This window comes from Mycolicibacterium madagascariense, assembly GCF_010729665.1.
GTDB lineage: Bacteria > Actinomycetota > Actinomycetes > Mycobacteriales > Mycobacteriaceae > Mycobacterium > Mycobacterium madagascariense.
On the sequence record NZ_AP022610.1, the window covers coordinates 4112198 to 4130948 of the forward strand.

At 68.5% G+C, this 18751-nt stretch carries 21 protein-coding genes; 16 read left to right on the forward strand and 5 right to left on the reverse strand.

All coding sequences use genetic code 11. The features are described from left to right. The first annotated feature begins 31 nt into the window (after nucleotides 1-31). Genes G6N60_RS19365 through G6N60_RS19380 form a run of 4 tightly spaced genes read left to right on the forward strand, consistent with a single transcriptional unit; the run spans nucleotide 32 to nucleotide 3252 of the window. Nucleotides 32-733 (forward strand): SDR family NAD(P)-dependent oxidoreductase, encoded by a 702-nt coding sequence (locus tag G6N60_RS19365; protein WP_163740303.1) that lies wholly within the window; start codon nucleotides 32-34, stop codon nucleotides 731-733. A gap of 31 nt (nucleotides 734-764) precedes the next feature. Beyond that, nucleotides 765-1625, forward strand: coding sequence for a mycofactocin-coupled SDR family oxidoreductase (locus tag G6N60_RS19370; protein ID WP_163740305.1), 861 nt, complete (start codon nucleotides 765-767; stop codon nucleotides 1623-1625). A 41-nt stretch (nucleotides 1626-1666) separates the two neighbouring features. Continuing rightward, entirely contained in the window at nucleotides 1667-1858 is a 192-nt protein-coding gene (locus G6N60_RS19375; protein WP_163740307.1) for a ferredoxin, read from the forward strand. Then, nucleotides 1855-3252, forward strand: a complete 1398-nt coding sequence (locus G6N60_RS19380; RefSeq protein ID WP_163740309.1) for a cytochrome P450 — start codon at nucleotides 1855-1857, stop codon at nucleotides 3250-3252. Before G6N60_RS19375 ends, G6N60_RS19380 begins: the two co-directional genes overlap by 4 nt. 89 nt (nucleotides 3253-3341) lie before the next feature. On the opposite strand, the gene G6N60_RS19385 is transcribed toward G6N60_RS19380, so the two are convergent. The 3 genes from G6N60_RS19385 to G6N60_RS19395 all read right to left on the reverse strand — a co-directional run bounded on the left by G6N60_RS19385 (nucleotide 3342) and on the right by G6N60_RS19395 (nucleotide 6811). Beyond that, nucleotides 3342-4388 (reverse strand): hypothetical protein, encoded by a 1047-nt coding sequence (locus tag G6N60_RS19385; RefSeq protein WP_163740311.1) that lies wholly within the window; start codon nucleotides 4386-4388, stop codon nucleotides 3342-3344. 259 nt (nucleotides 4389-4647) lie between these two features. Continuing rightward, nucleotides 4648-5829, reverse strand: a complete 1182-nt coding sequence (locus G6N60_RS19390; RefSeq protein ID WP_163740313.1) for an acyl-CoA dehydrogenase family protein — start codon at nucleotides 5827-5829, stop codon at nucleotides 4648-4650. Next, nucleotides 5813-6811, reverse strand: a complete 999-nt coding sequence (locus G6N60_RS19395) for an acyl-CoA dehydrogenase family protein (RefSeq protein WP_163740315.1) — start codon at nucleotides 6809-6811, stop codon at nucleotides 5813-5815. Before G6N60_RS19395 ends, G6N60_RS19390 begins: the two co-directional genes overlap by 17 nt. Nucleotides 6812-7055: 244 nt before the next feature. Here G6N60_RS19395 and G6N60_RS19400 point away from each other — a divergent pair, with 244 nt between their 5' ends. The 4 genes from G6N60_RS19400 to G6N60_RS19415 are packed head-to-tail and all read left to right on the forward strand — an operon-like array spanning nucleotide 7056 to nucleotide 10596. After that, on the forward strand, nucleotides 7056-8156 hold the full coding sequence (locus G6N60_RS19400) for an amidohydrolase family protein (RefSeq protein WP_163740317.1): 1101 nt from the start codon (nucleotides 7056-7058) through the stop codon (nucleotides 8154-8156). Between the two features lie 12 nt (nucleotides 8157-8168). Next, entirely contained in the window at nucleotides 8169-9311 is a 1143-nt protein-coding gene (locus G6N60_RS19405) for an amidohydrolase family protein (protein WP_163740320.1), read from the forward strand. A gap of 3 nt (nucleotides 9312-9314) precedes the next feature. Beyond that, the gene (locus G6N60_RS19410) at nucleotides 9315-9704 is read left to right on the forward strand and encodes a Rieske (2Fe-2S) protein (RefSeq protein WP_163740322.1); all 390 of its coding nucleotides are present in this window, start codon (nucleotides 9315-9317) and stop codon (nucleotides 9702-9704) included. A gap of 19 nt (nucleotides 9705-9723) precedes the next feature. After that, entirely contained in the window at nucleotides 9724-10596 is an 873-nt protein-coding gene (locus G6N60_RS19415) for an alpha/beta fold hydrolase (protein ID WP_163740324.1), read from the forward strand. A gap of 10 nt (nucleotides 10597-10606) precedes the next feature. Here the strand turns inward: G6N60_RS19415 and G6N60_RS19420 are convergent, their stop codons facing one another. After that, a complete protein-coding gene (locus G6N60_RS19420; protein ID WP_163740326.1) occupies nucleotides 10607-11089 on the reverse strand; it encodes a hypothetical protein in 483 nt (160 codons plus the stop codon). A 39-nt stretch (nucleotides 11090-11128) separates the two neighbouring features. On the opposite strand from G6N60_RS19420, the gene G6N60_RS19425 reads away from it, so the two are divergent. The 8 genes from G6N60_RS19425 to G6N60_RS19460 all read left to right on the forward strand — a co-directional run bounded on the left by G6N60_RS19425 (nucleotide 11129) and on the right by G6N60_RS19460 (nucleotide 18318). Next, nucleotides 11129-12421 carry an NADH-ubiquinone oxidoreductase-F iron-sulfur binding region domain-containing protein gene (locus tag G6N60_RS19425; protein ID WP_163740327.1) on the forward strand — a complete coding sequence of 431 codons (1293 nt, stop codon included), beginning with the start codon at nucleotides 11129-11131 and terminating at the stop codon, nucleotides 12419-12421. After that, nucleotides 12418-12645, forward strand: coding sequence for a ferredoxin (locus G6N60_RS19430; protein WP_163740329.1), 228 nt, complete (start codon nucleotides 12418-12420; stop codon nucleotides 12643-12645). The genes G6N60_RS19425 and G6N60_RS19430 overlap by 4 nt, the downstream gene beginning before the upstream one ends. A 1-nt stretch (nucleotide 12646) precedes the next feature. Beyond that, on the forward strand, nucleotides 12647-14305 hold the full coding sequence (locus G6N60_RS19435; protein WP_163740331.1) for a thiolase C-terminal domain-containing protein: 1659 nt from the start codon (nucleotides 12647-12649) through the stop codon (nucleotides 14303-14305). 26 nt (nucleotides 14306-14331) lie between these two features. Further along, complete coding sequence (locus G6N60_RS19440) at nucleotides 14332-15174, forward strand: alpha/beta hydrolase (protein ID WP_163744221.1); 843 nt, start codon at nucleotides 14332-14334, stop codon at nucleotides 15172-15174. Next, nucleotides 15174-15995: an NAD(P)-dependent oxidoreductase gene (locus tag G6N60_RS19445; RefSeq protein ID WP_163740333.1), complete on the forward strand. Its 822-nt coding sequence runs from the start codon at nucleotides 15174-15176 to the stop codon at nucleotides 15993-15995. Before G6N60_RS19440 ends, G6N60_RS19445 begins: the two co-directional genes overlap by 1 nt. Continuing rightward, nucleotides 15992-16789, forward strand: coding sequence for an NAD(P)-dependent oxidoreductase (locus G6N60_RS19450; RefSeq protein ID WP_163740335.1), 798 nt, complete (start codon nucleotides 15992-15994; stop codon nucleotides 16787-16789). Before G6N60_RS19445 ends, G6N60_RS19450 begins: the two co-directional genes overlap by 4 nt. Before the next feature lie 129 nt (nucleotides 16790-16918). Next, nucleotides 16919-18121 (forward strand): cytochrome P450, encoded by a 1203-nt coding sequence (locus tag G6N60_RS19455; protein ID WP_163740336.1) that lies wholly within the window; start codon nucleotides 16919-16921, stop codon nucleotides 18119-18121. Beyond that, a complete protein-coding gene (locus tag G6N60_RS19460; protein ID WP_163740338.1) occupies nucleotides 18118-18318 on the forward strand; it encodes a ferredoxin in 201 nt (66 codons plus the stop codon). Before G6N60_RS19455 ends, G6N60_RS19460 begins: the two co-directional genes overlap by 4 nt. A gap of 148 nt (nucleotides 18319-18466) precedes the next feature. Here the strand turns inward: G6N60_RS19460 and G6N60_RS19465 are convergent, their stop codons facing one another. After that, nucleotides 18467-18751, reverse strand: a complete 285-nt coding sequence (locus G6N60_RS19465; RefSeq protein WP_163740340.1) for a DUF1330 domain-containing protein — start codon at nucleotides 18749-18751, stop codon at nucleotides 18467-18469.

Here is an 18751-nt window from a genome sequence, read left to right on the forward strand (position 1 = left end):
CCGGTCCGAATCACCCACTGGAGGCCCCGTAGTGAAGAACGCCGTCGTCACCGGAGGCGGTTCGGGCATCGGTGCCGCCATCGCCAACCGACTGCGCTCCGACGGCTACCACGTCGCCACACTCGATCTCACGCCGTCCGACGAGGAGTTCGCGTTCGTCGCCGACGTCACCGACCGCACCGCCATCGACACCGCGCTCGACGCCATCCGGACCCAGTTGGGACCGGTCACCGTGCTCGTCAACGCCGCCGGACTGGACGGCTTCAAACGGTTCCTCGACATCGACTTCGCGACGTGGCAGAAGGTCGTGAACGTCAACCTCCACGGCGTCTTCCACTGCATTCAAGCCGTCCTGCCGGACATGATCGACGCCGGATGGGGCCGCATCGTCAACATCTCGTCGTCCAGCACCCACTCCGGCACGCCCTACATGTCGCACTACGTGTCGGCGAAGTCCGCCGTGAACGGGCTGACCAAGAGCCTGGCGCTGGAGTACGGACCCGCGGGCATCACCGTCAACGCCGTGCCCCCCGGGTTCATCGACACCCCGATGCTGCGCAAGGCCGCCGACAAGGGCTTCCTCGGCGACATCGACAAGACCATCGAGGCCACCCCGGTGCGTCGCATCGGCAGGCCGGAGGACATCGCCGCCGCGTGCGCGTTCCTCGTCTCCGACGAAGCCGGTTACATCACCGGACAGATCCTGGGCGTCAACGGCGGCCGCAACACCTAAGACCGGTCAGGCACTACGAGAGGACATCCCGATGGGACGCGTTGAGGGCAAGGTCGCATTCATCACCGGAGCCGCCCGCGGTCAGGGGCGCAGCCACGCCATCCGGCTCGCCGAAGAGGGCGCCGACATCATCGCCGTCGATCTGTGCGAGGACGTCGACACCATCGGCTACCCGCTGGCCACCCCCGACGACCTCGAGGAGACGGCCGCGTTCGTCGAGAAGACCGGTCAGCGGATCGTGACCGCCAAGGCCGACGTCCGCGACGCCGCCCAACTCAAGAAGGCACTCGAGGACGGCATCGCCGAGTTGGGCCACCTCGACATCGTCGTCGCCCAGGCAGGCATCGCGGGCATGAAGGGCGAGCCACCCATGCGCGCCTGGACCGACGTCATCAACACCAACCTGATCGGGACCATCAACGCCATCCAGGTCGCGCTGCCGCACCTGAAGGAGGGCGCGGCGATCGTCGCGACGGGCTCCACCGCCGCGCTCATGGACGCCCACGACAAGCCCAAACCCGGTGGCGATCCCGGCGGCATGGCCTACATGACGTCCAAGCGCCTGCTGTCGCAGTACGTCCACGACCTCGCCACCGAACTCGCCGTCCGCGGCATCCGGGCCAACGTCGTGCATCCGACCAACTGCAACACCGACATGCTGCAGAGCCCGCCGATGTACAAGTCCTTCCGCCCCGATCTGGAGAACCCGACCCGCGCCGACGCCGAGCCGGTGTTCGGCGTCCAGCAGGCGATGAAGGTCAACTTCATCGAGCCGGAGGACATCAGCAACGCGATCCTGTGGCTGGTCTCCGACGAGGCCAGGTACGTGACCGGTACGCAGCTGCGGGTCGACGCCGGCGGCTATCTCAAGTGGTACGACTACCACGTCTGATCTCCAACGGCTGACCTCGAACATCGGAAAGGACTGCGTACGTGAAGGTTTCGGTTGACGGCCAACGCTGCCAAGGCCACACCCTGTGCGCGATGATCGCACCGGACTCGTTCGTGCTCGACGACGTCGACGGGCACGCCTCGCCGTCGTCCGACGTGGTGCCCGCCGATCAGGAGGCCGCCGTCGCCGAAGCCGCGCACTCCTGCCCCGAACAGGCCATCGTCATCGAATGACGATCTCCCCCAAGGCATTAGGAGACACCGCCGTGACCATCGACGACGTCACCGACGACGAGCGCAAGAAGAACGTCTTTCACTTCGACCGGCACACCCCGGAATACCGCGAGCAGTTCGGTGCCATCACCGCGGAGATGCAGGCCAAGTGCCCCGTGGCGTGGTCGGACACCTACGACGGACACTGGGTCGCCGCCGACAGCAAGCACGTGTTCGAACTGGCGCGCTGCCCCGTCGTGTCCAACCACCACGACCTCAGCGGCGAGACGCCCTTCAAGGGCATCACGATCCCGAAGGCGCAGCGCGCCACCGTCGTTCGCGGCGGCATCCTGGAGATGGACGAGCCCGAGCACAGCACGTACCGCGGTGCGCTCAACCCGTACCTGTCCCCCGCCGCAATCAAGCGCTGGCAGCCCTTCGTCGACGAGGTGGTCCGCGCCTCGCTCGACGACCGCATCGAGACGGGCCACATCGACTTCGTCGACGACCTCGCCAACATCGTGCCCGCCGTGCTGACGTTGGCGATGATGGGCATCGAGCTGAAGAAGTGGCCCGTCTACAGCGAGCCCGCGCATCTGTCGGTGTCCACACCGGAACATTCACCGGACGCCCCGCGCGTCGCCGAGATGAGTCGGCAGATGGGCATCGACATGCTCACCACGATGTTCGCCATGAAGGAGAACCCCCGCCCCGGGTTGATCGACGCACTGCTGAAGTTGCGCATCGACGGTGAGCCCGCCCCCGATCTGGAGATCGTCGGCAACCTCGGCTTGATCATCGGCGGCGGGTTCGACACCACGACCGCGCTGACCGCGCACTCCCTGGAGTGGTTGTCGGAGCATCCGGACCAGCGCGCGTTGCTCAGCCGCGAGCGCGACAGCCTGCTCAACCCGGCGACGGAGGAGTTCCTGCGCTTCTTCACCCCCGCACCCGGCGACGGCCGGACGTTCGCCGAGGACGTCGAGGTCGAGGGCCACCGGTTCAAGCAGGGCGAGCGGCTCTGGATTTCCTGGGCGATGGCCAACCGGGACCCGTCGGTCTTCGAGGACCCGAACGAGATCATCCTGGACCGAAAGGGCAACCGCCACTTCAGCTTCGGCATCGGCGTGCACCGCTGCGTCGGCTCCAACGTCGCCCGGACCGTCTTCAAGGCCATGCTCACCGCCGTGCTCGACCGGATGCCCGACTACGTGTGCGATCCCGCCGGCACCGAGCACTACGAGACCATCGGCGTCATCCAGGGCATGAAGCACCTGCCCGCGGACTTCACCCCCGGCAAGCGGCTCGGCCCCGGTCTCGACGAGACGTTGGAGAAGCTGCAGGTGGTCATCGACGAGCAGCAGTCCGCCAGGCCGATCACCGAGCACAAGGACCCCGTCGTCATCGACTGGTAGTTCCTGGCTCCAGCGGTCACCGCGAGATTGCACTCAGTCGACGCGCCACTCGAACGTCGTTCGACTGAGTGCAATCTCGCTGGGGTGCCCTACGGGCGGTCGGGTTCCGCGTCGGCGACCTTGGTCGGGTCGGCACCGATGGTCTCCCCATCGGATGCGCCCTGTTCGGCGTCCCGCGGCTCGGTCACCGGTTCAGTCGTCGTCGACCTGTCCTGAGCGTGTCGCCTCGCGGTGGGGCGGTCGGGTGACGGATCGTCCTCGTCGAGTCTCGCGTCGGCCCGACTACGGTCGTCGGCCGGTTTTGGGGCGGAGTCCTCGGGTGACTTCCCCACCGAGTGCGGGACGTCGACCGTCTTCGCGGAGCGGGGAGTCGGCGCTTCTGTCCTCGCCTCGGGCGGTGTACCGGTGTCGGGACTGGCTGCAGGTTTGTTCACCTCACGAAGGGCCGCATCGTATTCGGCCTTGGCGGCCTCCGCGGCAAGCTTGGCTTCATACTCTCGTTGATGGGCCGGCCCGTACGCGATACTGTCGTTCCGATGAATTGCGTCCACTGATACGGCGGTAGCGTCGGCGTAGGCCTTCTTCGCCTTCTCCAAATTCGCCTCCGCCTTTGCGAGCCGCTCCTTGGGCGTCAACTTCGCCTCCGCCGCCTTCTTGTCCTCCGCGGCCTTCTTGTCCTCGGCGGCCTTCTTGTCCTCCGCACCCTGCTTGTCCCCGGCCTGCTTATCCCCTGCCCCCTTCTCGCCTGCCCCCTTCTCGTCGGCCCCCTTCTCGCCCCCGGCCTTGGGCGCGGGTGGGTGCGGGAGCAACGACGCCAAAGCCCGTCGAACCGCTTCGCCGAACTCCTGCAGCGGGTGCAGACCCGGGAAGACACCCGCGCGCATCCGCTTGCCACCGGAGGTCACCTCCCAGCTGACACTGAACGGGTGCACGGCCCGCGCCTGAGCCCCAGAACCCAACCCGATCGCGACGCTGAAAGGCGCACTGTAACAACCCGATCCGAAGTTCACCCCCGAGATCGACAGGCACGACGCGTTCGCCACCGGCGCCACACCCCCACCGGCAGCCACCAACGTCCCCGCCGCCACCGCACCCACCACGACCACCCGGGCCCGACTCACCTGATCCCGCGTCATCGCCACCACTCCTCACTGCACCCGGCGCCGACCTGGCGCCGCGCGGGAACCTAGCAGCCTCAACACGGCCTAGGCGACGCGCGAACGCGGTTGCACACCAACGCACCACAGACCGACCCGGCGAGCGAGCGCATCGATGGCCACCAGCCCGGCGCGTCACCCGCAGACACGCACTCTCGCCAGCGGTCACCGCGAGATTGCACTCAGTCGACCCGCCACTCGAACGTCGTTCGACTGACTGCAATCTCGGGGTAGAAAACTACTTCGGCGGGCGCGGCAGCCCCAGCACCTGCTGGGCGATGATGTTGCGCTGGATCTCCGACGTGCCACCGGCGATGGTGCCCGAGAAGCTCCTGGCGTACCGCTCGAACCAGCTGGCGAAGTAGTGGTCGAGGTTCATGTGCGCATAGTCACCGGACGTGCCCGGGTGGACGAGACCCGCGGGCCCCATCGACGTCAACGCATGCTCGGCCGCACGCATCTCGGCCTCCGCGCCGAACAGCTTGGGGATCGACACCGATGCGACGTCGACCTCGCCGCGCGCCGCCTTCGCCAAGCCGACGGAGCCCATCAGTCGCAACGCCTGGTAGTCCATGATGGTGCTGGCCAACTGATCTCGCTCCAGCGGGGTCGACGGCCGGAAGTCCCCGATCGAGTTGGCGATGCGGTCGGCGAAGCCCAGCCACATCATCGTGCGCTCGTGGCCGAGCGAGCCGTTCGCCACCCCCCAGCCGCCGTTGAGCGGGCCGACGAGGTTCTCTGCGGGTACCTCGACGTCGGTGAAGAACACCTCGTTGAAGTCGTCGTGCTCCTGGCCGCAGAGGTCGGCGAACGGTCGGCGCACCACGCCGGGTAGGTCGGTCGGGATGATCAGCGCGCTGATGCCCTTGTGCTTGGGCGCATCGGCGTCGGTGCGCACGAACGTCAGCAGGAAGTCGGCGTCGTGGGCGCCCGAGGTCCACACCTTCTGACCATTGACGACGAAGTGGTCCCCGTCGAGCACGGCGCGCGTGCGCAGCGACGCCAGGTCCGAGCCGGCGCTGGGTTCGCTCATGCCCAGTGACGCGGTGCGTTCGCCCCGCAGGACCGGAACCGCCCACTGCTGCTTCTGCTCGTCACTGCCGAACGTAATGAGCGACGCCGCAACGATGTTCACGCCCTGCGGGTTGAAGCTGTGGTAGATGCGCCGCCGGCACAGCTCCTCGAGGTGCACGTAGGTCTGCAGGACGGTCGCGTTGCGGCCACCGAACTCCGGCGGCTGGGCCGGCAGCAGCCAGCCGCTGTCGAAGAGCAGCCGCTGCCAGTCGCGCGCCCACTGCGGCATGTGCGACACCGAGCGGGGACGCTCGAGAGTCGTTGCGGCCGTGGGCAAGTGCTCGTCGAGGAACGCGGAGAACTCGGCGCGAAACTCCTCGACGTCGGCGTCAAACGAGAGCTGCATCGTATTCCTCCGCGATCATGGCCCGGTGCTCGGCAGCCCCACCCAGCATCAATTCCCCTGCCTTGGCCCGCTTCAACGCGAACTGCAGGTCGTTCTCCCACGTGAAGCCCATGGCGCCGAACGTCTGCAGGCCGTGCCGGAAGACGACCGACTGGCACTCCCCCGCCGAGGCCTTGGCCATGGCCGCCGCGAGACGACGGCGCGGATCGTCGGCCGCGATCGTCAGCGCGGCGAAGTACCCCAGCGCCCGAGCCCGTTCGATCGCGACGTGCATGTCGACGGCCTTGTGCTGAATCGCCTGGAAGGAGCCGATGGGAACGCCGAACTGGTAGCGGCTCTTGGCGTGCTCGATCGCCAGGTCCAGGATCCGCTGGCAGGCCCCGACCATCGTCATGGACATGCCCATCAGCGCCACGTGGCGCGCGTTCTGCACGTTGGCGACGATGCGTTCACCGTCGGCGACGTGGACGCCGGGCAGGGTCACGTCGGCGACGTGCAGCACCGGATCGAAGACTCCGACGCGACGGGTGGTCACCGCGTCGGCGTCGACGAGGAAGACTCCGGCGGCCGTCACCACGGCGAGGCGGTCGGCCCGGTCGCCGTCGAGGACGAATCGGGCCGTCCCGTCGAGGACCCAGCCGTCGGCGTCGCGGTAGGCCGAGATGCCGTCGTAGAGGACCGCGCCGGCCTGCTGCGGGTCGAAGCGGTCGCCGACGAGGGGCGCGAACTGGCTGAGCGTCGCCAGGAACGGGGTCGGGTCGGTGGCGCGGCCCAGTTCTTCGAGCACGATCGCCAGCTCGACGGCGTTCTCGGCATCGGTCAGCTCGGTCCAGCCCGCGTCGACGTAGAGCTTCCACAGCGGCGACGCGTCCGCGCCGTCCTCGGCGATGCCGCGCACGAGGGAGGCGGGGCATTGCTTGGCGACGGCGTCGCGGACGGTCTCCTGCCAGAGCCGCTGATCGGCGTCGAACTCCAACAGCATGTGGCCGCCTCCTCGCGTGGTCGAATGGCGTGAGAATATCATTCTCACTAACGGACTATACGTTCTCCTGCAGAAGTCATCGCGTTCCACTGGGTCGGCGTCGACTTACTGACCTGCACACACTCCGACCAGCGCAGATCGGCGCGAACGGCTGGAGAACATTGTTCTTGCCTTCGAAGAACAAGGATCTACACTGGGGTTCGAGGTCCGGCGGCGATGGTGGCTGGACGAAAGGACGGATCGCGTGAAGGAACTGCCCGACGGGGCCGGCGGCACCGTGCGCACGCCCGTCATCGACGCCAGCGTGCACGTCTTCTGCCAGTCCAACGCGGATCTTCGCCAGAACTTCATGCGGGAACCGTTCCGCAGCCGCGGCTTTCCCGACTACGAGATGGACTGGTACGGCGCACCGGGCGGCGAATACGTCTCGGGCAGCCGCGGACCGGACCGGCAGTACCCGGGGTCGGCACCTGAGCTGGTGGCGCAGGAGCTGTTCGACCGCCGCGGGGTCGACGTCGCGATCCTGCACCCGATGACGCGTGGGATCATGCCCGACCGCCATCTCGGCACGGCGATCGCCTCGGCCCACAACGACATGATGGTGAGCCGTTGGCTCGACGGTGAATTCGGCGATCGCTTCCGCGGCACCATTCGCGTCAACCCCGACGACGTCGCGGGCGCGCTGCGCGAGATCGCCAGGTACGCCGACCATCCGCGCGTCGTTCAGATCGGGATCCCCCTGCAATCGCGCGAGCTGTACGGCAAGCCGCAGTTCTGGCCGCTGTGGGACGCTGCGGCCGCGGCCGGGCTGCCCGTCGCCGTGCACATCGAGGTCGGGGCCGGAATCGCCTTTCCGCCAACGCCTTCGGGCAAGACGCGGACCTACGAGCAGTACCTGTCGTTCATGTCGCTGAACTACCTGTATCACCTGATGAACATGATCGCCGAGGGCGTCTTCGAGCGCACCCCCGAGCTCAAGTTCGTCTGGGCCGACGGCGCCGCCGACCTGCTGACGCCGTTCATGTGGCGGATGGACTGCTTCGGCAGACCGCACCTGGAGCAGACCCCGTGGGCGCCGAAGATGCCCAGCGACTACCTGCCCGGCCACGTCTACTTCGTCCAGGGCAGCCTGGACGGCCCGGGTGACACCGAATTCGCCGGCGAGTGGGCAGGTTTCACCGGCAAGGACCACATGACGATGTTCGGGTCGAGCTACCCGCACTGGAATTGTCACGACCTGAAGGTGCCCGGCAGCTACACCGCCGAGCAGCGCGACGGACTCTGCTGGCGCACTGCCGCAGAGCTATACGGCATCGACGTTCCGGCCGTCGCGGCCGCACGCTAGAGGGAGGCCACCATGACCGTCACCGCCAACCCACGGGTACCGGCCGCCGAACGCATCGCCGTCCGCTGCGTCGACTCCGACGTCCACCCCATGCCCAAGCGCGGCGCGCTGCTGGAGTACATCCCCGAACCGTGGCGTAGCCAGTACTTCACCAATCATGCAGTGGGCGACCAGATCTACTACGACGCCCCCGACTATGCGCACTCCTACGCCATGCGGGTGGACAGCTTTCCCCCCGACGGTGAATTCGCCTGCAGCGACCCCGACATGGCGCTGCGGCAACTGATCATGGAGGCCGGTTCCGACATCGCCATCCTCGAGCCGACCCACGGCGAGTCCCGTCTCCCCGGCGCCACCGCGGCCTACTGCACGGCCACCAACGCCTGGCTCGCCGACAACTGGCTCGACGGCCACAACAACTGGCACGAGCGCTGGCGCGGGTCGATTTGCCTGGCCATCGAGGATCCGGCGGCGTCGGTCGTCGAGATCGAGAAGTGGGCCGAACACCCCTACATGTCACAGCTCTTGATCAAGGCCGAACCGCGCCCGTCGTGGGGCGACCCGAGCTATGACCCCATCTGGCAGGCCGCCACCAAGTACGACATGCCGGTGAGCTGCCACCTGTCCCGCGGCGTGTACGAGACGCTGCCGATCCCTCCGGTGGGATTGCCCAGCTACAACCACGACTTCATGGTCACGTACTCGCTGCTGGCCGCCAACCAGGTGATGAGCCTGATCTTCGACGGCGTCTTCGACCGCTTCCCGACGATGCGGGTCGTGTTCATCGAGCACGCGTTCACCTGGATCCTGCCGCTGATGTGGCGGATGGACGCCATCTACGCGCAGCGCAAGTCGTGGCTCGACATCAAGCGCAAGCCCAGTGAGTACGTCAAGGACCACATCAAGTTCAGCACTCAACCGCTGGACTACCCCGAGGACAAGACGGAGTTGTCGCGGGCGCTGGAGTGGATGGAGTGCGAGAAGATCCTGCTCTACAGCAGCGATTACCCGCACTGGACGTTCGACGACCCGCGTTGGCTGGTCAAGCACCTGCCCGAGCACGCCCGCGAGGCCATCATGTTCCGCAACGGGATCGAGACCTACAAGCTGCCGGACACCGTTCCGGTGCTCGAAGGTCAGGTCAGGGTCTTCTAGCCAGTGACCGACCAGCAGCCGCCCCGGCTCGCGCAGGGGCGTGAGCACGTCGTCGCCACCGTCGACGAGATCCCGCCGGGGACACACAAACTCGTCCCGATCGGTCGTCACGGGGTGGGCGTCTACAACGTCAACGGCACGTACTACGCGATCGCCAACTACTGCCCGCACGAGGGCGGTCCGCTGTGCTCGGGACGTGCCCGCGGCCGCAACGTCGTCGATGCCGACGTGCCCGGTGACGCCGTCATGGTCCGCGACATGGAGTTCATCTTCTGCCCCTGGCATCAATGGGGTTTCGAGCTCGCGACCGGCACCACCGCCGTCAAGCCGGAGTGGAGCATCCGGACCTATCCCGTGCGGGTCGTCGGTGACGACGTCGTCGTCCAAGCCTGACAGCGAAAGTGGAGCAGCGTTGCCCAACAAGTCGATCGAGATCAACGGCGGCAACGTCGTCTACGAAATCCTGGGCAAGACCGGGGATTTCATCGCGCTGACCCCGGGCGGCCGGTTCAGCAAGGACATTCCGGGCCTCAAACCACTCGCCCGCGCACTGGTCGACGGCGGCTACCGGGTCCTGCTGTGGGACCGGCCCAACTGCGGCAAGTCCGACGTGCAGTTCTACGGGTATAGCGAGTCGCACATGCGCGCGGAGACGCTGCAGCAGCTCATCACCAAGCTCGACGTGGGGCCGTGCATCCTGGCCGGCGGCTCCGGGGGGGCCCGCGATTCGATGCTGACCACGATGCTCTACCCAGAACTGGTCACCAAGCTCGTCGTGTGGAACATCGTCGGCGGCATCTACGGTTCGTTCGTCCTCGGGTCCTACTACGTCGTGCCGAGCATCCTCGCCGTCCGCGGCGCGGGGATGAAGGCCGTGGCGCGCATCGGCGAATGGCAGGAGCGCATCGCCGAGAACCCGGACAACGAGGCACGCATCCTGGGCCAGGACCCCGACGAGTTCCTCACGCTGATGTTGCGCTGGCTCAACGCCTTCGTCTCCAAGCCCGGCCAGACCATCCCCGGCGTCGAGGACGAGATGTTCGATCGCATCACCGTGCCCACGCTCATCATTCGTGGCGGCGAGAACGACCTCGACCATCCCAAGCGCACGTCCCTGGAGGTGAGCTGCCTGATCAAGGGCAGCGAGATCATCGACCCGCCCTGGCCCGAGGACGCCTGGGAGCGGGCCGCCGAAAAGCGGGCGACGGGAAAGGTGAAGCGCTTCAACATGTTCGACACCTGGGTGCAGGCCGCACCGCCCATCCTCGACTTCCTGGACCGCTAGTGGCCGCGCCTCAGACGACGACGATGACGACCTCGCAGTTCAGTGAGGCCTCCAGCGCGGTGTGCACCCGGCTCTCCGGCACCCGCGTCAGGTCGGCCCTGCGCAGCGTGACGGTCACGACGTCCCAACCCGCGTCGGTCGGTCTGCGCGCGACCTCGCCCCGCAGCCCGAGGCCCGCGAGCACGCCGTGCGCGTCGTCGTCGGTGCCGCGGCTGACGTACGTGAGCACACCCATGGTGGGGTGTGCGCCGAGAACGCCAAACGCTCTGTCGCACAGGCTCATTGCCCACGACCGCTGCGCGTCGGCATCGTCGCCGGCGACGAGGATCTCGACCTGGCGCCGGCTCGGCGGCAGCGCGGCCAGATCCGTGTCGACCACCTGGGCCCCGTGCCCGGCGGCCAGCTCGGTCAGCGTCCGCATGCCCTCGGTCAGCTGGTGGGCGGCGAGCGCACCCGCCGGGTCGACGTCGACCCGGACCACCGCAGTTCTCATGCGTCCCAGACTATCCACCGACGACGGGCGGGCCGACCGGTGACCGCGGGCCTCTCCCCCGACGCCGCCGAACTCGCCGTCGCGGCCTGGCCCGGCACCGAGCCGCGGCTGCTGCGCTCCGCCCCCGGCGTCGAGGAGCACGCCGACTACGTCGACGCGGGTGGGTACGGCGACCTCGACGATCCCGACGCCCTGCTCGAGGAGGTCGACCGCAGCGGGTTGCTCGGGCGCGGCGGCGCAGCGTTCCCCCTCGCCGTGAAGTTGCGCACGGTGCGCGACGCCGGTCGCCGCGGACGGTCGACCGTGGTCCTCGCCAACGGCGAGGAGGGTGAACCCGCGTCGGTGAAGGACCGGTGGCTGCTGCGGCACCGGCCGCACCTCGTGCTCGACGGCGTCCGGCTGGCGGCCCGCATGGTCGGCGCCGACCAGGCCTACGTCTACGTCTCCGATGCGCGCTCGGCCGCGGCCGTCGAATCAGCCATCGCCGCAGTCGACTTCGGCCTCGACCTTTGCGTCGTCACGGTGGCCCCGGGTTACGTGGCCGGTGAGGAGACCGCCGCCGTCCGGGCGGTGAACGGCGGCCCGGCCAAGCCGACGGACAAGCCGCCGCGCCCGTTCGAGCAGGGCGTCGACGGCCATCCGACGATGGTGAGCAACGTCGAGACGCTTGCCAACCTCCCGTTCGTCCTGCGCCACGGCGCGCAGGCCTACCGCTCGGTGGGCACGTCGGCGTCACCGGGCACGTTCCTGGCCACGATCACCGGTGCGGGCCTGCCCCCGGCGCTCTACGAGCTCCCGCACGGCCTGCCCGTCACCGACCTGTTGACCCGACACGGCGTGCCGTCCGACCGGGTCGCCGGGGTGCTGATGGGCGGCTACTTCACCGGGCTGCTCAACAGTGACGTGCTCGACGCGACGCTGGACCACGAGTCGTTGCGACGGCTGGGTAGCAACCTGGGCTGCGGCGCGGTGGCCATCCTGACCGACGACTGCCCGGTGGCCGTCGCCGCGGCGGTGATGGCGTACTTCGACCGCGAGAACGCCGGCCAGTGCGGCTCCTGCTTCAACGGCACCGCGGCGATGTCGGCCGTGACGGGTGCGCTGCGTGACGGCGTCGCCACCGCCGAGGACCTGACCCGACTGGAGCGGTGGTCGGTGGTCCTGCGCGGCCGGGGGGCGTGCGCGACGCTAGATGCCGCGACGAACGTGGCGGCCACGCTCATTCGACAGTTTCCCCAGGTCGTCGCGCGCCATCTGGAGGGCGGCTGCGACCCCTGCCGGTCGGGCGCCTTCACGGCGACGCGACCCTACGAGGTGGAGGCCCTGCTGTGAAGATCCGGCTCGACCGAACGCTCTGCGACGGCTTCGGCATCTGCGCCAGGCACGCCCCCGGGTACTTCTCCCTGGACGACTGGGGTTACGCCACGCTCGTCGGCAATGGTGATGTGCCACAAGAGGATCGCGCCGCCGTCACGCGCGCGCTGCTGGACTGTCCGGTGCACGCGATCATCGAGATGTGCGTGCCGGCCTCCGACGTGACCGCGGCAGGCGGCTGAGGTGGCCGACGTGCCGCGCCGGCCGCTGCCGCAGCTGACCGCGCAGAACGAGTTCTTCTGGACCTCCGGCGCCGACGGCCGGCTGCGCATCCAGGAATGTCTGAACTGCCAGTCGCTGATTCACCCGCCCGCACCGATCTGCCGGTACTGCCGCCAGACCAAGATGGGCGTCCGCGAGGTCTCCGGGCGGGCCACACTCGCCGGGCTCTCGGTCAACCACCGCTTCGGCTTCCCCGACCTGCCTCCTCCGTACGTCGTCGCCGAGGTCGCGATCGCAGAAGACCCGCGAGTTCGGTTGACCACCAACATCATCGGCGCCGATCCCGACGACCTGGAGATCGGTCAGCCCGTCGAGGTGACGTTCCAGCAGGTGCAGGACGTCTGGCTGCCGCTGTTCACCCCGACCGCCGACCCGTCGGCGCGCACCGAGATGCCGACCGATCTGATCCCGCCCGAGCAGTTCGGCCGCTACGTCCGGCCCATGCTGACGACGCAGAAGTTCGAGGATCGTTCGGCCATCACCGGCATCGGCATGTCCACGATCGGGCGCCGACAGATGGTGCCCCCGCTGTCGCTGACGATCGACGCATGCGAAAGGGCCGTCGCCGATGCGGGTTTGACGTTCGACGACGTCGACGGTCTGTCCACCTATCCCGGCCTCGACGTGGCGGGCATGGGCGAGGGCGGTGTCAGCGCGCTGGAGGGCGCGCTCGGCCTGCGTCCGACGTGGATCAACGGCGGCATGGACACCTTCGGTCCCGGCGGTTCGGTGATCGCGGCGATGATGGCGATCGCGACCGGGATGGCGCGGCACGTGCTGTGCTTCCGGACGCTGTGGGAGGCGACGTTCCAACAGTTGATGAAGGAGGGGAAGGCGGCTCCGCCGATGGGCGGGCGCTCGACCAGCTTCCAGCATCCGTTCGGGGCGGTGTCGGCGGCACACGTGTTGGCGCAGAACGCGAGTCGGCACTTCCACCGGTACGGCACCACGCGCGAGACCCTGGGGTGGATCGCGCTGAACCAGCGGGCGAACGCCGCGCTGAATCCGACCGCCATCTACCGCGATCCGATGACGATGGACGACTATCTGTCGGCCCGCATGATCACCACGCCGTTCGGCCTCTACGACTGCGACGTGCCGTGTGACGGCGCCGTCGCGGTGATCGTGTCGTCGGTCGACGCGGCGCGCGATCTCGCCAAGCCGCCCGTCCTGTTCGAGGCCGTCGGCACGCAGATCATCGAGCGCCTGGACTGGGACCAGACGACCCTCACCCACGAACCGCAGGTGCTCGGCCAGAGCGCGCACATGTGGTCGCGAACGTCGTTGCGGCCCAACGACGTCGACGTCGCCGAGCTCTACGACGGCTTCACGTTCAACTGCCTGTCCTGGCTGGAGGGGCTCGGATTCTGCGGCATCGGTGAGGCCAAGGACTTCCTCGACGGCGGACACACCATCGCGCGTGACGGCGTCATCCCGCTCAACACGCACGGCGGGCAGCTCTCGCACGGTCGCACGCACGGCATGGGCCTGATCCACGAGGCGGTCGCGCAATTGCGGGGTGAGGCGGGTGACCGCCAGGTCGCGGGTGCGCGCGTCGCCGTCACCAGCAGCGGCGGGCTGACGCCCAGCGGTGTGATGCTACTGCGGGCCGAGTCGTGAGCACCGCTCCCCGACCGCGCGTCGTGATGGTCGACGCGGTGCCGATGTCGTCGCTCGTCGCGGCGGTCGACGAGCCGCGCGCGGTGCTCATCGCGCTCCACGGCGGGGCGACGTCGTCGGCGTACTTCGACTGTCCCGGGCATCCGCGGCTCTCGCTGCTGAGGGCGGCCGCCGCACACGGGTTCACCGCGATCGCCCTCGACCGGCCGGGGTACGGGGCCTCGGCGCTGTATCAGGACGAGATGGGGTCGGCCGACCGACGCGTCGAGCTCGCGTTGCGCGCCGTGGCCGCCATCCTTGGTGAGAACGACTGCGGCGCAGGGACATTCGTCATGGCCCACTCGGCGGGCTGCGAGCTCGGCCTCCGAATGGCGGCCGACGACGGTGCCGGCGCCATCGGCGTCGCCCTGGCCGGCACCGGCCTGCGCTACCGCGCCGACGCGCTGGCCATCATCGACCAGGCCACCATGACCACGCGCCCGGCCGGACTGCGCGCGCTGCTGTGGGAACCCGTTGCGTTGTATCCACCCGAGGTGCTGACGGGCGCGCTGGCCGCGGGGGGCGCGGCCTACGAGGGCGAGGTGACGGCGAACTGGCCGCGACGCGACTTCGCCGAGGTCGCCGCCCGCGTGCGGGTGCCCGTTCACTTCACCGTGGCCGACCACGAGGCCGTGTGGGAGACGGGGCCCGAGTCCAGCGCCGGGGTCGCCGCGCTGTTCACCGCGGCGCCGCGGGTGGTTGTCGACGAGATGCCCGACAGCGGCCACAATCTCAGCGTCGGGCTGACCGCGCAGGAATACCACCAGCGGGTGCTGTCGTTCGCCGGCGCCTGCGTCGAGAGCCACGAACTCCAGAGAAGAGCACTGTGATGCGGGTCGGTTTCATTGGATTGGGCAGTCAGGGCGCGCCGATGGCGCGGCGCATCGTCGACGGCGGGTACGAGCTGACGCTCTGGGCGCGCCGGCCGGCGTCGACCGAACCGTATGCCGACACCGCGGCGAAAACGGCAGCCACGCCACGCGAACTCGCTGCCGCCAGTGATCTGGTCTGCCTGTGCGTCGTCGGCGACGACGACGTGCGTCAGGTGCTGGAGGGAGACGACGGCGTGCTGGCCGGCCTCGCGCCCGGCGGCATCATCGCCATCCACAGCACCGTGCACCCCGACACCTGTCGTCAGATCGCTGAACAGGCTGCCCGACAGGGCATTTCGGTGATCGACGCGCCGGTCAGCGGTGGGTCCCCGGCCGCGTCGGAGGGCACGCTGCTGGTCATGGTGGGCGGTGACGAGGAGGTCGTCGCCCGTGTGCGACCCGTCTTCGCCACCTACGCCGACCCCATCGTGCACCTCGGCCCGGTGGGCAGCGGTCAGGTCACCAAGATCCTCAACAACCTGTTGTTCAGCGCCAATCTCGGTGCGGCGATCAGCACGCTGGAACTCGGCGAGTCGCTCGGCGTTCCCCGCAAGGAGCTCTGCGAGGTGCTCGCCCGCGGGTCGGCCACCAGCAAGGCCGTCAACAGCATCACGATGTTCGGCGGCACGCTCGACGGGTTGGCGCCCATTGCGGGCGCCCTGCTGCAGAAGGACGTTCGGCACGCCGCGAGTCTGGCCGACGACGCGCACGCGCCCGAGGGTGCGGTGTTCACCGTCGCCGACACCGCCCTGCAGCGCATGGACCACCCCCGGTCGTGAGGGTCGGGTTCGTCGGCGCCGGACGGATGGGTGCGCCGATGGTGCGTCGCCTCGTCGAGGCGGGCCACGACGTCACCGTGCTCGCCAGGACCGACGAGAAACGTTCGGCCCTGGAGGATTTGGGTGCCCGTCCCGGTGCGGATCCCGCGGACGTCACCGACCGGGCCGACGTCGTCGCCGTGTGCGTCTTCACCGACGACCAGGTGTCGCGGGTCTGCCTCGACGACGGCCTGTTGGCCGCGATGCCCGCCGGCGCGGTACTCGTCCTGCACACCACGGGCAGTGCCGACACCGCACGGCGGTTGGCCGACGCGGCCGCCGACGTCGCCGTCGTGGACGCACCGGTCAGCGGCGGTCCGCACGACGTCGCGGCGGGACGGGTGACGCTGTTCGTCGGCGGTGACGAGGCGGCGGTCGAGCGGGTCCGGCCGGTGCTGAGCGCCTACGGCGACCCGGTCCTGCACGTCGGCGCCACCGGCGCGGGTCAGCTGGTGAAGCTCGTCAACAACGCGATGTTCGCGGCCCAGATCGGACTCGTGGGCGAGGGTGTCCGGCTGGGGGTCCGGTTCGGCCTCGAGGAGAGCGTGTTGCTGGCGGCCCTGACGCACGGCAGCGCGCGCAGTCGCGTGCTCGACATGGTGGCATCGGCCGGCTCCACGGAGGGGTTCGCCCGGGCCGTCGCGGAATTCGTCGGCAAGGACGTCGCCGTCGTGCGGCGAACGATCGGCGAACTGGCCGGTGACCTGGGCCTTCTCGACGCGTTGATCGACGCGGGCCGACCGGGCGCGAGGTAGCGATCCATCGCGGCGGAACCCGCGTTTTCGCTGACGTCGCGGGCACCTGTGGCGCATACTGATGGCGTTACAGTCCCACAGCCTTCCGTAACGTTTCCGGCCGCGCGCTCAGGCGGCGAGGAGGATCAATTGACCAAGCCCAACCTGGTGTTCCACCCGTGCTCTCAGGATTACTTCGACAATCCCTACGACGTCTACGCGCGGATGCGCGAGGAAGCGCCGCTCTACTACGACGAGGCCGAGGACTTCTACGCCCTGACCCGGCACGAGGACGTCGCGGCGGCGTTCAAGGATCACGAGTCTTTCTCCTCGGCCCGCGGCTGCGACCTCGGCATGGTGCGCAGCCCCGAGGATCCCCCGAAGTCCATCATCTTCATGGACCCGCCCGACCACCGGCACATGCGCAGCCTGCTCAACAAGGCGTTCACTCCGCGGGCGATCCAGGCGCAGAAGGACACCGTCGTCGAGCTCGTCGAGCACTATCTCGCACAGGCCGACCCCGAGAACTTCGATGTGGTGCAAGACTTCTCGGGCCCCTTCCCCGTCGAGGTGATCACCCGCATGGCGGGCGTGCCCGAGGAGTTCCGTCAGCAGGTACGGCACTGGATCGACAAGAGCCTGCATCGCAAGCCGGGTCAGATCGATCTCGACGACGACAACATGCAGGCCAACATCGACTCCGGCATCTACTACTACGGCCTGGTGCAGCAGCGTCGGCAGGACCCGCAGGATGACATGATCAGCCGCCTCATCGCGGCCGAGATCCCGGGGCCCGACGGCACCATGCGACGGCTCGACGACATCGAGATCACCGGTTTCACCACGCTTTTGGGTGGCGCCGGCGCCGAGACGGTGACGAAGTTGGTCGGCAGCGCCGTGGTGGTCTTCGCCAAGCATCCCGAGCAGTGGCAAAAGCTGCTCGACGATCGCAGCAAGATCCCCGCCGCGGTGGAGGAACTGCTGCGCTACGTCGGACCCGTGCAGTACAACGTCCGCTACACGCTGCGCGAGGTGACGGTGCCCAGCGGCACGATCCCCGCGGGCAAGCCGGTGTTCCTGATGGGCGCCTCGGCCAACCGCGACCCCGAGGCCTTCACCGACGGTGAGACGTTCGACATCGACCGCGACCGGCTGCAGGCGCAGAACCTCGGCCTGGGCTACGGCATTCACAGCTGCCTCGGCGCCGCGCTGGCGCGCATGGAGAGCGCCGTCGCGCTGGAGCATCTGCTGGACTTCATGCCGCGCTACGAGGTCGACTTCAGCGGGCTGCGACGGGTCAACATGCAGAACGTCGCGGGCTTCAGTCATGTTCCGGTGAAGGTGCTTTCGTGAGCCAGAAGATCGAGGTCGACTTCGGCCTGTGTGAGAGCAATGGGGTGTGCATGGGCATCATCCCGGAGGTGTTCGACCTCGACGATCAGGACTATCTGCACGTGCTCCAGGAGGAGCTGACGCCGCAGAACGAAGCGGCCGTGCGGGAGGCGGTCCGCCAGTGCCCGCGTCAGGCGATCTCGATCAGCGAGGAATGACCTCCCGCGAACAGCCGCAAACATGCGCGACACGCCGAAGATTGCAGCATGTTTGCGGCTGCTCGCCGGGGATGACAGAAAGCGAACAGCCGCAAATGTGCGCGACACGCCGGGGATTGCGGCATGTTTGCGGCTGCTCGCGGGTGGGTCAGAAGCCGGACACGATGACGCCGTTGCACACGGCGGCGCGGTTCCTGATCGTCGCGGCCTGCTGGTAGGCCTCGGAGTAGTACCACTCGCTGGCCGCGGCGACGGATTCGAACTCCAGCACGACGGTCTGGGTGGCGGGCCACTCGCCCTCGATGACGGTCGGCGCGGTGTCGACGGCCAGTATGGTCGCGCCGCCCATGGCCTTCATCGCCAGCTTGCCGTACTCGGCCATCCCCTCGGGATCCTTGATGTCCTCGGTGATGATGACGTAACCCTTGGCCAC

What these genes read in the sequence shown, in the direction of transcription:
- G6N60_RS19395 (WP_163740315.1), bottom strand. Translation starts at nt 6,811, where the DNA reads ATGCTGTTGGAGTTCGACGCCGATCAGCGGCTCTGGCAGGAGACCGTC.
- G6N60_RS19385 (WP_163740311.1), bottom strand. Translation starts at nt 4,388, where the DNA reads ATGACGCGGGATCAGGTGAGTCGGGCCCGGGTGGTCGTGGTGGGTGCG.
- G6N60_RS19390 (WP_163740313.1), bottom strand. Translation starts at nt 5,829, where the DNA reads ATGCAGCTCTCGTTTGACGCCGACGTCGAGGAGTTTCGCGCCGAGTTC.
- G6N60_RS19405 (WP_163740320.1), top strand. Translation starts at nt 8,169, where the DNA reads ATGACCGTCACCGCCAACCCACGGGTACCGGCCGCCGAACGCATCGCC.
- G6N60_RS19380 (WP_163740309.1), top strand. Translation starts at nt 1,855, where the DNA reads ATGACGATCTCCCCCAAGGCATTAGGAGACACCGCCGTGACCATCGAC.
- G6N60_RS19440 (WP_163744221.1), top strand. Translation starts at nt 14,332, where the DNA reads ATGGTCGACGCGGTGCCGATGTCGTCGCTCGTCGCGGCGGTCGACGAG.
- G6N60_RS19445 (WP_163740333.1), top strand. Translation starts at nt 15,174, where the DNA reads ATGCGGGTCGGTTTCATTGGATTGGGCAGTCAGGGCGCGCCGATGGCG.
- G6N60_RS19420 (WP_163740326.1), bottom strand. Translation starts at nt 11,089, where the DNA reads ATGAGAACTGCGGTGGTCCGGGTCGACGTCGACCCGGCGGGTGCGCTC.
- G6N60_RS19370 (WP_163740305.1), top strand. Translation starts at nt 765, where the DNA reads ATGGGACGCGTTGAGGGCAAGGTCGCATTCATCACCGGAGCCGCCCGC.